Source organism: Luteolibacter flavescens (assembly GCF_025950085.1).
GTDB lineage: Bacteria > Verrucomicrobiota > Verrucomicrobiia > Verrucomicrobiales > Akkermansiaceae > Haloferula > Haloferula flavescens.
The window spans coordinates 138,316-151,166 of record NZ_JAPDDS010000009.1; the positions used below are offsets into that span (position 1 = coordinate 138,316).

Sequence of the window (12,851 nt, forward strand, 5' to 3'; positions counted from 1 at the left end):
CCTGCGAAAGAAAATCATGAAATCCCTCGGGACCCACCCAATGAAGACCGCCCTCGCCACCGGCCTGCTCGCCACTGTCCTGTCCACCGGAGCCGCCAGCGCGGTCACCCTCATCTCGTCCACCGTGAACAACGGCAGCTTCGAGTCCGTCGATGGCGTCGTGAACACGAGCTACATCGAGAAGGTGACGCAATTCGACGGAGCCGCTGCCGGTGAAGTGGACAACTGGACCATCTGGAGCTCGGTCGCGACCAACTTCAACAACAGCGGCACCGAGGTCTGGTCGCCCGCGCCTGCTGCCCCGGTCGGCCCGGACGGCATCCGCTTCGCCTTCCTCCAGCCGGGGAATGCCATCTACAATCTCACGTCCCACACCATCCAGGCGGGCGATATGCTCAGCTTCTCCTGGGACCACATCCGCGGGCGGAACCTGAGCCACACGGTCACGCTGGTTTACTTCGACGGTACGAATGTGCTGCCGGTGCCGGCCACCGAGGTCTTTGCCACCGCGTCCAGCCAGAGCTACAGCGGCACCTTCACCATTCCGGCGGGCAGTTTGGCCATCGGTCACACGCTGGGCCTCGGCATCGTGAACACCAGCGACAACTGGGTGGAAGTGGACAACTTCAAGCTGGATACCATTCCGGAGCCATCCGTGGCACTGCTCGGCGCACTGGGCCTGCTGGGCTTCTCGCGCCGCCGCCGCTCCTGCTGATGACCGACGTCTCCGCTCCGGTGCGGAGACGGGATTTTACCGGCCCCACGATGCCTCCGGGCATTGTGGGGCCGTTTTTTTTGTGCCAGTGGCCGGGTGCGTGGACCGGCGGCACACTTTTCTTTCGACACCGGATTCGGGTGGACTAGGGAGTGCTTGGATTGGCCCCGATGTCCTTCCGCGCTGTCCTAACGATCCTGCCCTTGGCTTTCCTTGCTGCGTCCACGACGGGCGGCGGCGAATTCACCGACGGGTCAGGTGAAGTGGGCGACTGCGGTGGCGAGCTACGAGGTGGAGGGGAAGGAGGTTGCCCAGGCAATCGACGGTCTTTTCTCGGAAGGCAATGGCTGGAGCGTGGATGGCGGGGAGCTTTCCGAGCAGACGGCGATCTTCTCCGTGGTGCAGCCGCTGGATGCCGGCGAGCTACAGATACAGCTCTCTTGCGCGGCTGCCGAAGCACGGCTCCGTCCGATACGCTTCGAGGTCTCCGTGACGAAGGACATCTCGCCCAAGCCTGACGGGCAGTGGACGCCGCTGCTTCCGTGGAAGGTGCTGGGCGTGGACGCGGAGACCTTTGGCAATCTGGTGACCGTGGATCAGACGGTGGCCACGGTGGCGATGCGCGCACCGGCCCCGCCTCTCCACGCCAGCGGATACACCGCCAGAATCCCCGAGTCCGCATGCTTCCTCAGGACCCGCGCCGTACGCTTCACCCCGATCTCCTCCGCGATCGCGATCCTCCTCCGCCACATCATGAACGCCCCGTCCGCATTGGATGTCTGCACCGACTCGAATATCAGCGTCATCTGTTCTCGTCTCTCTCGTGGCTTTGTAGTTGGCCATGCCAAAGGATAAGCCAACCCCTTGCTTATTCCTCGTGCGGCACCGCCAGCCGGCGTGGTTGGTGAAGATCCGCTTTCCCTGAAAAGGAAGCGTGACGCCCGTGCCCTGCGGGATGGATGATCCACCGGTTCGCCGGTGAATTCTTGGAATCCATCCTGCTCTGCCGTCCCTTCATGGAAGGTCTTTCCGATGAATGTGGATCGCCCGGTAGCCCAGATTCGTCGTCAGTAAGATTCCTGAAGATTTTATGTCCTGTCTCTGCCGTGGCTCAACAGTGTAACGCGAAACCCCGGCTGGATCGCAGGTTCGACCTGCCAATTGGCGAGGCCTTTGTCGCCAATCCGCAAACCCCCGAGGAATTTCTCCTCAAGCCACCGTTTCCTGCACAAAATTGAGCATCCGTTTCGTTCCAAATCATTTCCAACCGCTCCGTCCGTTTTCCCTATGATCGCATCCGCCCCGACCGAATCCGCCGCCGGTGAAGAGCTGGCCCAATTCATGACCACCAGCGTGGAGCGCCTGCGCGCCGAACTCGCGAAGGCGATCATCGGCCAGAAGTCCGTGGTGGAGGATGTGCTGCTGGCTCTCTTCTGCGGCGAGCACGCGCTGCTGACCGGTGTTCCCGGCCTGGCGAAGACGCTGCTGGTGCGCAGCCTCGCGGAGTCGGTGCATCTTTCCTTCAACCGCATCCAGTTCACGCCGGACCTGATGCCGACGGACATCACCGGCACGGACATCATCCAGGAGGACCTCTCCTCCGGACGGCGCGAGAAGCTTTTCCTGAAGGGCCCCGTCTTCTGCAACCTGCTGCTCGCGGACGAAATCAACCGCACCCCGCCGCGTACGCAGGCCGCGATGCTCCAGACGATGCAGGAGCGCCAGGTGACGGTGGGCGGCGTGACCTACGAGTTGCAGCGTCCCTTCCACGTCTTCGCCACGCAGAATCCCATCGAGCAGGAAGGCACCTACCCGCTGCCCGAGGCGGCGGCGGACCGCTTCATGCTCTCCATCGAGATCGGCTACCCGACCGTGGAGGAGGAGATGCAGGTGGTGACGGAAACCACCGGCGTGCGCCAGGCCGCGCTGAATCCGGTGATCTCTGGCGAGGAGCTGCTGCGCATCCAGAAGGGCGTGCGCGCGATGCCGGTGTCGCAGGACGTGGTGAACTACGCCGTGCGACTCGTGGCTGCCACGCGCTCCGGCACGCCGAATTGCCCGAAGTCCATGGAAGACCTGCTCCGCTGGGGCGCGGGACCGCGTGCCTCGCAGTATCTCATCCTCGCTGCAAAGGGCCGCGCCGCGATGCTGGGTCGCCCGTGCGCGGACTTCGATGGCGTGCGCTCCGTGGCCCGCCAGGTGCTCGGCCACCGCATCCTGCCGAGCTTCAAGGCACGCACGCAGGGTATCACGAGCGCTGATCTGGTCACGCGCCTGCTCGAGTCCGTTGGCGAAAAGGCCTGACCGGATCTATCGACCTTTTCGTCATGGCTGACGCCGCTATCCATCTCGACGAGTCGCTGCTGGACTCGATCCAAGACCTGTCGCTGACCGCGCGACATCTGGTCAATGGCTTCCTGCAAGGGCAGCACCGCAGCGCCTTGCGCGGGGTGAGCCAGGAATTCATGGCCTACCGTCCCTACCTCCCCGGCGACGCGCTGAAGGACGTGGACTGGAACGTGTGGGCGCGCAGCGATCACTACTTCATCCGGCAATTCCGCCATGAGTCGAATTTCCGCGGCTACCTCGTGCTCGACGCGAGCAAGTCGATGGACTTCGGCGACGGCACGCGGAACAAGTTCACCTACGGTCGCCTGCTCGCGGCATGCCTGGCCTCGCTGATGCTGGCGCAGATGGATGCGCCGGGCCTGGCGGTGCTCGGCCTGGAGGGCGGCGTGAAGTGGCTGCCGCCGAGCACGCGCGCGGATCACCTCGACCAGCTCTTCCATCAGCTCGGAACCACGCGCGCGGATGGACGGACGGCTGGACTCGGCGACATTTCCTCGATGGCAGAGGACCTGCGGCGGCGTTCGCTCGCGGTATGGATCACCGATGGCTTCTTCGATCCCGAAGAAGGCCGCGACCTGCTCACCCAGCTCCGCCTGCGCGAGATGGACGTGCTCGTCTTCCACCTGATGCATCGCGAGGAAATGGAGCCGCAGTACGATGGCGAGGTGCTGCTGACCGACAGCGAGACCGGCGAGGAGATGATCGTGGATGGGGCACAGCTCCGCCGTGACTACGCGCCCCGTCTCGCCGCCTTCCTCCAGGAAATCGAGGGCCTCTGCACCGGCCTGGAGGCACACTACTGCCGCATCATCACCGACGAGCCGCTCGACGAAGCCCTTCACCGCTACCTCGCCCTGCGCGAGCAGCTCTGAGCCCCCATGTTGCCAAATCTCCTTCTCTTCACCCTCGGCATCGCGGCCATCGGCGCGCCGGTCTGGGTCCACCTGCGGCTGGGTCGCGTCAAGAAGCGCGCCACAGTGAGTTCGCTGCGGCTGATGCGTGCCACGCCGCAGACGTCGCGGTCGCCGCGCCGCTTTGTCGATATCCCGCTGCTGCTCTTGCGCGCGCTGGTGTTGCTGCTGGTGGCGCTCGGCTTCGGCCGCCTGCTGGTGCCGGGCATGCGCAGCCACAATGCCCGCGCGTATGCGGCCATTGTCGTCGATGTCTCCGGTAGCATGCAGGCCGAGGCCGGCGGCAAGGTCTGGGACCAGGCGAAGGCGCAGGTGCTAGCCTCGCTGGAAAAACTCGATGCGAGCTCGCGCGTCGCGGTGATCCTCTCGCCTGCCGGTCGCAGCGTGCCCTCGTGGGAATCTCCCGCGCAGGCCGCCACGCGTGTCGCGGCGTTGGAGCCGGGCTACGGGGCGAACCAGCTCGCACCATCGGTCCGCGAGGGCGTGCGCCTGCTTGCCGAGATGCCGGAGGACCGGCCGAAGGTGCTGCACCTGGTGAGCGACTTCCAGCGCAGCGCGCTAGCCGGGCTGGACGAGGTGAAGCTCCCGGTAGGCGTCGGCCTGGAGATCGCGAAGCTCGGTGCGACGCAGGGTCAAAACCGCGGCGTGACCGTGGAAGTCGTCTCCGCCGGTGCCACCGACCTCGGCATCTATTCATTCAATGACGGCACGGGTGGCAAGCTGGTGCTGGATGAAAACGGCAGCTCGCGCGAGCTGGAGATCACGCCCGGGAACAGCGGCGTGCGCCTCGGCCATGCGGGAGAGAAGGGCGAGTGGGTCACCCGGCGCCTGGAGCTGCAGGAGACCGACGGCATCGCCGCGGACAATGTCGCTCACGATGTCTATCAGGCGCAGGACTACATCCCGGTGTGGCTGTGGGAGCCGCCGAGCGAGGCGAAGCACGTATATGAGCAAGCGTCGTATTACATCAGCCGCGCGCTGCAACCGGTGTCCACGGAGGATGGCCGCGCGGTGTCCCGCTACCTTCCGGTCGCTCTAACAGAATCTAACATCTCGGCTGCCGTCGGCGAGCTCGGCACCGCGGCCGCCCCGCGCCTGCTCTTCGTGCCCGCCACGGCATCGCCGTCCGCGGAGCTGGCAGCGCTGGTGAAGGGACTGGTGGAGAATGGCGGCTCGGTCGTCTTCTTCGGCGGTCCGGCACTCGATGCGGACGAGTATGCCGCCGCGTTCGGGGAGTTCCTGCCGGTGCGCGTCGGCAAGGCGGAATCGATCGCGCTGACGCCATCGCTTGCCGAGATGAACGACGGCAACCTGCTGTGGGGCCCGCTGGAATCGCTCTCGCGCCGCCAGCTTGAAAAGGCCCCGCTGCGCCAGCGCCACGCGGTGGAACTCGCGGCGGACGCCGCTGTGCTGGCATCGTACGCGGATGGCGTGGCCTTCGTGGCGGAGCGCGTCATCGGCAGCGGCCGCACGGAATTCGTGAATACCTCCGCCAACCGTGCGTGGGGCGACTGGGCGGCGTCCGCGCCGCTCTTCGTGCCCGCGATGCACCTGCTCGCGGCGCGCTCGCTGGGAGATGCTCCTTTCCAGCCCGCCCACCAGCCGGTGGCCGCGGGTGCGCCGGTGACGCTGAAGCTCGGCACGGCGCTGGCCGGTCGCACGCTGAAGCTCGGCGAGGCGACCTACACGGTGGGTGCGGACGGTCGCGCGACCGATGTGATCTTTGACAAGCCCGGCGTGGTGGATCTGACGCTCGATGACGGGACATCCGCGGGGAAGATCGCGGTGAATTTCCCCACCACCGAGTCCGTGCTGGAAAGCGACCCCGAGCCGGTGGTGCGCCAGCGTCTCGAATCCCTCCGCCAGTCCGGCAGCGGCTCCACGGTCCGCTGGGAGGCGGAGGAGCAGGGTGGCCTCGCCTGGAGGCTCTGTCTTTTGGCAGCGGCACTGCTGCTCGTGATCGAACCCGTGGTGGCAAACCTGAGGATGAAACCATGACCCCGGAACTGAAGCAGCTCATTGGAAAACATCGCGCGTTGCACCGCTCGGGATCGGTCCGGAGGTGGGCGGTCATCTCGTTGCTCGCGATGGCCCTGCCATTCGCGCTCGTCGCATGGACGGATGGCATTCACGCGCTGGATGCCTCGTGGCGCTGGGCGGGATTGGTCGTTCTCGTGATTGCGGTGCTGTCGGCGCTCGCCGGGATCGGTCGCGCGCTCCGCACTCCGGACGAGCGCGAGGTCGCGGCAACTCTGGACGAGCACTCATCCCTGGTGAAGGGCCATGCGATCTCCACGTCCGCGCAGATCGATGCCCCGGCGACGGATCGCGTGGAGGAGCAGGCGTTGCTCGCCCGACTTCACTCGGAGGCGGGCAAGCTCGCGGCGGGCGCGAAGGTCATCCACCCCGCGCCGCGCGGTTGGCAGGTCGTTGGTGCGCTTTGTGGCGTGGTGCTTTTGGGCTCGCTTGTTGCGGTGCACGGCACGCGGCCGGTGGTGCGCGTTCTCCAGCCGTGGAAGGAGCTGCCCTACACGACCATCGGGCTCACGGGGCCGGAGAAGAAGCCGCTGGCCGGAGAGGCCTTCGCCGTGAGCGGCGTGGTGGCCGGGCGCATCCCGGCGAGCGTGGAGCTGCATGGTGTGGATGGCCCGGCGATCACGGTTGCGGTTTCACAGGATGGCAGCTTCCGACATAACTTTGAGAATGGCGTGCCGGCCCCGGTGAAGCTGGTGGCGCGCGGCGCGGCGGACGGTTTCTCTCCGGAACTGAAGATCGACCTGCGCTCCTTTCCGCATGCGGTGGAATTCGCGCACCGCATCGTGCCGCCCGCCTACACGGGCGAGGGCGAGCGCATCGAGACGCAGGGGAGCTTCACGATCCTGCGCGCGACGAAGGTCGGCTACGTGGCCGTCTTCGATCAGCCCGCGACGTCGGTGCGCATGGTTTTCGACAACGATCTGGAAGCGATCGAACTCACCGCCGATCCGGAAAATCCGCGCTCGTGGAAGGCGGACCTACCGCTGATGCGCCGCACCTGCGGCTACCATCTGGAAGCCGCGGAGGCAGGCGGGGAACCGCGCCTGACGGGCGAGCCCCAGCAGATCGTCGTCTACCCGGACAAGCCGCCCGTCGCGGAGATCACGTCTAACAATGCAGAGGAAATCAAGACGCTGAAGGATTCGCTGAAGATCAAGTTCGACACCAGCGATGACATCGGCCTGGCGGACGTGCGCGTGACCTACACCCGCGTGGGCGACCCGAAGCCGACGGAGATCCCCATTCCGCTCAGTGCGCCCTTGGTGCGGAACCAGCGTGGCGAGTGGGAGCTGCCGCTTTCCGAGATCGAGGCCGAGCCGCTCGATATGGTCGTGATCGTCGTGCAGGCGCGCGATGCCAATGACGTGGACGGTCCCGGTATTGGCAGCTCCGAGCCGATCATCATCGAGATCCCGGAAGACACCGGGGAAGAGGAAGACCCGAGTTCCGGCGGCGGTGGTGGCGGCGGCGGTGGTGGCCCCGAGCAGGTGAATCCACTGGAGATCCAGCAGCAGCTCTATCGCGAGACCCTGCGTCTTTCGCTGGGTCGTAAGTCCGCGCCGAAGGAGGAACTCTTCGAGCGGCAGCAGGAGAATGCGAAGAACCTCGCCGAGATGCTGGAGGATCCGCAGCAAGAAGAGATGGGCGAGGAATACATGGGTCTGCTGAGAACCGCGAAGAAATCCGCGGAGCAGGCCGCCTTGTTCCTGCGCTATTCCTATCCCACGCGGAACGGCACCCCGTACGACCGGGCGCTCCAGTCTGAAGGTGCGGTGATCGACTCCCTGCTGAAAGCCGCGCGCATCGCGCAGGAGGCGGGGCAACAGCAGCAGGGCGGCGGTGGTGGCGGCGGCGAAGGTGCCGCGCCTCCGGGCAAGCAGTATTCGCTCACGAAGTCCGGTTCCCCGCAGTCCCGTCCGCTGACCGAGCAGGAGCAGCGCGAACAGATCGAGCAGGCGCTTGCCGAGATCGAGCAGGCGATGCAGGAGCAAGAAGAGATCAATGAAGAGCTCGCCGAAAATGAAGGCGAGGGTGAAGGAGAAGGCGAGGGCCAGGAGGGCGAATCGCAGGGCAGCGGTTCTCCGGGCAGTGGCCAAGGCGGCAAGCCGGGCCAAGGGCAAGGTGGCAAGGGCCAAGGGCAGGGAAGCCCGGGCCAAGGTGGCCAGGGCGGCGGTGGACTCGCCGGTCGCCAGGGCCAGGCCAGCCAGATGTCCTCCGCCATCCGGGCGCAGCTCGAAGCGATGGGCAAGGCCTCGAACGGTGCCGATCCCGGCCTGGCCGCGGATCAATTGAGGCAGGCCGCCGAATTCCAGGCGCAGGCCGCACAGGCGATCGCGCAGGGGGAGGGCGGCGCGCAGACGCAGGGCCGGGCCTCCACCGACGCGCTGCGCAAGGCGCATGAGTTGACCAAGTCCCTCTTCGGCGAATCGGCCAGTGGTGCCGTCGAGCCAAGGGCGCAGGCGTTGGAATACCAGCACCTGATCCAGGAATACACGCGAAGGCTTTCGTATGATGATTGATCTGCCGGTGTCCGGCTCCCTGACGTATCTGATGCCCGGCTGGTGGCCGTGGGCGGCGGCATTCTTCGGCGCTACCGCCATTGTCGCCGGATGGCTTTTCATCCGCGGCGAGCACCCGCACCTGTCGCGCGGGCTGCGTGCGAGGCTGTGGCTGCTGCGCGTGGTCGCCGGTGCGCTGCTGCTCGCCTGCCTGCTCGACTGGCGGGCGGAGGACACGCGGCGCACGGCGGAGAAGCCGCTGCTGCGCGTGGTGGTGGATCGCTCGCAGAGCATGGCGGCGAAGGATGCGGAGGGCGGCAAGTCGCGCTTCGATGCCGCGCGCGATATCCTCACCAGCCAGATCGAGCCCGCATGGAGCGGCGGCGCGAAGCTCGAGACGGGCTTCGCGGGTGAACGATACACGCAGGGCGATGTGGCAACGGCCACGCCGGATGCGCCGCGCAGTTCGCTCGGTGGTGCCTTGCGCGAGGCGCTGGAGAATCGCAGCCAGCAGGCGCTCGGCGGCGTGATCCTCTTGTCGGATGGCTCGGCGAGCGATGCTGCCGAGCTGCATGCCACGGCGCGGCTCTACCAGGACGCGCGCGTGCCCGTCTTCCCCTGGGTGCTGGGCACGCAGGACCAGCCGGATGACCTGCGGATCACCTCCGCCAGCCTGCGCCAGCCGAGCCCGTCGCAGACCGCGCTCCATCTGGAGCTGGGCATCGAGAGCCCGGGCTACGCGGGGAAGGAGGCGGAGCTCACCGTGCGCTTCGGCGAGCAGGTGCTACACCGCCAGCAGGTGAAGCTGGCGGGCAAGGCCCAGCCGCTCGCCATTGACTTCCTTTCGCCCTACCGCGGCCTGCAATTCTACCAGGTGGCGCTTTCCCCGATGGAGCGTGAGGCGACCGTCTCGAACAACTCCACGCGCGTCGCGTGCGACGTGCGGCGCGAGCCCATCCGCGTGCTCTACATGGAGGGCTCCATGCCCACCGAGACGGCCTACCTGCGCGAGGCGATCGAGGCGGATCCGGAGATGGAGATCACCTGCCTGCACTTCCCCGGCGATGCCTCCGTGGAGGCGCTGGCCCAGCAGGCGCTCGCGCTGCGGGGAAAGGACATGCGCATCTTCCAGGACTCGAAGGGTCGGCCCGTGCCCAGCGTGTGCCACCCCACGCGCGGCTATCCGGTGAAGATGGAGGAGCTGCTGAAGTACGACGTGGTCATCGACAGCGACATCATCAAGGAAGCCTTCTCGCCCGAGCAGATGGCGCAGACCGTCGCCTTCGTCGAGGAATTCGGCGGGGGCTTCGTCATGGTCGGCGGGCAGACGTCCTTCGGCGCGGGCGGATATGAGAAGACGGTCATCGACCTCCTCATGCCCATCGAGATCGCGAACAACAGCGACCCCTTCTGGCAGCAGTTCCAGGTGAGCGTTTCGGACGCCGGCTACGAGCATCCGATGATGCGCGTGGGCAAGACTCTCGCGGAGACGAAGGAGGCGTGGACGAGCCTTTTCCCGGGCTTCGGCGGCGCGAACTACGCCACGCGGGCAAAGCCGGGTGCGCACGTGCTCGCACGCATCGACCTGCCGGGCAGCCAGTATGATGACCTGCTGCTCTTCGCCGTGCAGCAGATCGGGCGCGGCCGCACCATGGCCTTCATGTCGGACACCACCAGCGGCTGGGGCTCGGCCTTCGAGACGCAGTGGCCGACCCACGGGGACGCGCATTATTACCGGAAATTCTGGAACAATACCGTGCGCTGGCTGGCCGCGGACCGCATCGCGCGGAAGGGTGGACAGGCCTCCATCGAGGTGCCCTCCGCCATGGTCATGCCGGGCGATGCCGTGGAGATCCGCCTCGCGGCACTGTCCACCGCGGACCTGCCGGGCTTGGAGTTGCGCGTGCGCGAAGGCGACAGCGAGCCGCAATTGCTGCCCATGCAGTGGAACGGCGCGACGCGTCACTGGCAGGGCGGCTACGTCCCGCGCATCGCCGGCGACGTGACCATCGAGGCCCGCTACAAGAATGCCGAGGGCACGCCGGTCACGACACTGGCGGGATTCCACGTGCAGGCCACCGGCGATGAAGCCGTCGCCGTCGCCGCGCGCCCGGACCTGATGGCGGACCTCGCCCGCGAAACCGGTGGCCGCATCCTCGATGAAAAGAGCGCCGGGCAGGTGCTCGGCGAGCTTTCCTCACGCTCCGTGGACGTCACGTGGAAGCGCGCCGTACCCGTGTGGGACCGCTGGTGGATCCTCCTCCCGCTGCTCCTCGCCATCACCGCCGAGTGGCTGCTCCGCCGCCGCCGCGAGCCCGCCCGTGAACCCCGCCTCGCCCCGGCACGCGGGTAGGGCATCACGGGCCCCCGGCGGCCCGTGATGATCCGGTGAAGCACGCGCGCCCTGCTTTCCCTTGTGGCGCGGGGGATGGCGGACGTTAGACGCTCTTGACCGCTGGTGAGCTTCGTGCGATTCCCCGCGCATGGCAAAGAAGCTTACTCCGATCAAAGAACGCTACTCGAAGACCCAGATCCTCGATCAGATCGCCGCTGAGACCGGCCTCGCCCGCAAGCAGGTCGCCTCCGTCCTCGATGGCCTCGGCACGATCATCGCCGGTCACCTGGACAAGCGTGGCGTGGGCGAATTCGTCCTCCCGGGGTTGCTGAAGATCAACACCGTCAAGAAGCCCGCCGTGAAGGCACGCAAGGGCATCAACCCCTTCACCAAGGAAGAAGTCACCTTCAAGGCAAAGCCTGCCTCGACCGCCGTCAAGGTGCGCCCGCTGAAGGCGCTCAAGGACATGGCACTCTGAGCCGGCTTTCTCCGGAGTGGCTCCATGCCTCCTCCGGTGCAGTCTTTCCGCCTCGTCCGGGATTTCCGGGCGGGGCGGTTTTGTTTCAATCCGGAGTGACGGGGGCTGCGACATTCACTGTTCCTCGCGCAGCTTGCGAAGCTTCGCGACGATCTCCGGGTGATCCGCGGCGCGGTTCTTCGACTCCGCGGGATCGTCCGCGATGTTGGCGAGGAACCACTCCTTGTCCTCCGCCAGCAGCGGCGGGCCCCCGGCGGGCTTTGGCCGGTGGATCAGCTTCCATGGTCCCTGCCGGACGCACCATTGCTCGCCGACCTTCCACTCGAGGTGAGCGTGCGGCGTAGGAGCATCTGCAGAGCGGATCACCGGCGCGAGGCTGCGACCGTCCAGCGGTGCCTCCGGTAGTTTCACCCCGCAGAGGTCGGCCAGCGTCGGCAGCCAGTCGCAACCGTGCGCCATGGCGTCGCGGCTCTCGCCGGAAGGAAGTCCTGCGGGCCAGGAGATCACCGCGGGCACACGGATGCCGCCCTCGAAGAAGCTGAATTTCCCGCCGCGATACGGCCCCGCGCTGCCGCCGCCGCCATGTGCGCGCTCTTCGCTGGAGGCCCCATGGTCGGACTGGAAGACGATGATGGTGTCATCCCTCACGCCGAGCCGGTCCAGATGGTCCAGCAGCTTGCCAATGCGTGCGTCCATCGTGCTCACCGTGGCCGCGTAGAGATTCCGCGGGTAGGGGAGGGAGGCGTATTCCTCCAGCGCCGCCGGGTCTCCCTGGTAGGGGTAGTGCGGCAGATTGATGGCGAAGTAGATGAAAAAGGGGCGCTCGCGGTGCTGCTCGATGAAGGCGGCGGTCTTCTCCACCATCAGGTCCGGGAAGAAGCGGCCCGGCATGCGCACGCGGCGATTCCCCTCCCACAGGTCGTGCCGGTTCGGCCCGGCCCAGTAGAAGAAGTGCGACCAATTATCGATGCACCCGCCCATGTGGCCGAAGGAGTAGTCGAATCCTTGGTCGAGCGGCTTCGTACCATCGCCATGGCCGAGATGCCACTTCCCGATGTGGGCGGTGGCGTAGCCGGCATCGTGGAAGACCTCCGCCATGGTGACCTGCGCGGCGGGCAGGCCGCCCTTTTCCTTGCTGGTGGAGAGATCGTTCACAGCCTCGGACGGGCTGCCCGGGCCATTCTGCTCCAGCCCGGCCTTCCATGGATAGCGGCCCGTCATCAGGCCCGCGCGGCTCGGCGAGCACACGCAGGAGGCGGCGTAGAATTGCGTGAACTTCACGCCCGCCGCAGCGATGCGGTCGATCGCGGGCGTCTTGAGATCCTTTGCCCCGTAGCAACCCGCATCTTCGTAGCCTTGGTCGTCGGTGAGGATCACGATGACGTTCGGCCGCGGCTTTGGCTGCTGTGCTCCGAGAGGGAGTGCGGTGATCAGAAGTAGGGCGAGGAAAGGGGTGCGCATGGTGAGCAGGGTATACGGGCGTCTTTCCCCAGCACATGAATACCATCGCGGGCCGGGATGCAATTCC

Annotated in this window: 9 protein-coding genes; 8 read left to right on the top strand and 1 reads right to left on the bottom strand. The window is 66.6% G+C overall.

From position 1 onward, the window contains the following. Window positions 1–16 precede the first annotated feature (16 nt). The 8 genes from OKA04_RS16395 to OKA04_RS16430 all read left to right on the top strand — a co-directional run bounded on the left by OKA04_RS16395 (window position 17) and on the right by OKA04_RS16430 (window position 11,323). Complete coding sequence (locus tag OKA04_RS16395; protein ID WP_264502273.1) at window positions 17–715, top strand: PEP-CTERM sorting domain-containing protein; 699 nt, start codon at window positions 17–19, stop codon at window positions 713–715. Window positions 716–928: 213 nt separating this feature from the next. Next, window positions 929–1,570, top strand: coding sequence for a hypothetical protein (locus OKA04_RS16400; protein ID WP_264502274.1), 642 nt, complete (start codon window positions 929–931; stop codon window positions 1,568–1,570). 432 nt (window positions 1,571–2,002) lie between these two features. Beyond that, window positions 2,003–3,019: an AAA family ATPase gene (locus OKA04_RS16405; RefSeq protein WP_264502275.1), complete on the top strand. Its 1,017-nt coding sequence runs from the start codon at window positions 2,003–2,005 to the stop codon at window positions 3,017–3,019. 23 nt (window positions 3,020–3,042) lie between these two features. After that, window positions 3,043–3,936 carry a DUF58 domain-containing protein gene (locus tag OKA04_RS16410; RefSeq protein ID WP_264502276.1) on the top strand — a complete coding sequence of 298 codons (894 nt, stop codon included), beginning with the start codon at window positions 3,043–3,045 and terminating at the stop codon, window positions 3,934–3,936. Between the two features lie 6 nt (window positions 3,937–3,942). After that, window positions 3,943–5,973 (top strand): vWA domain-containing protein, encoded by a 2,031-nt coding sequence (locus OKA04_RS16415; protein ID WP_264502277.1) that lies wholly within the window; start codon window positions 3,943–3,945, stop codon window positions 5,971–5,973. Further along, a complete protein-coding gene (locus OKA04_RS16420) occupies window positions 5,970–8,531 on the top strand; it encodes a DUF4175 domain-containing protein (RefSeq protein WP_264502278.1) in 2,562 nt (853 codons plus the stop codon). The genes OKA04_RS16415 and OKA04_RS16420 overlap by 4 nt, the downstream gene beginning before the upstream one ends. A 7-nt stretch (window positions 8,532–8,538) precedes the next feature. Next, window positions 8,539–10,863, top strand: coding sequence for a glutamine amidotransferase (locus OKA04_RS16425; protein ID WP_264502279.1), 2,325 nt, complete (start codon window positions 8,539–8,541; stop codon window positions 10,861–10,863). Window positions 10,864–10,993: 130 nt separating this feature from the next. Beyond that, window positions 10,994–11,323 carry an HU family DNA-binding protein gene (locus OKA04_RS16430; protein WP_264502280.1) on the top strand — a complete coding sequence of 110 codons (330 nt, stop codon included), beginning with the start codon at window positions 10,994–10,996 and terminating at the stop codon, window positions 11,321–11,323. Between the two features lie 114 nt (window positions 11,324–11,437). Here the strand turns inward: OKA04_RS16430 and OKA04_RS16435 are convergent, their stop codons facing one another. Further along, a complete protein-coding gene (locus OKA04_RS16435; protein ID WP_264502281.1) occupies window positions 11,438–12,784 on the bottom strand; it encodes a sulfatase family protein in 1,347 nt (448 codons plus the stop codon). Between the last annotated feature and the right edge of the window lie 67 nt (window positions 12,785–12,851).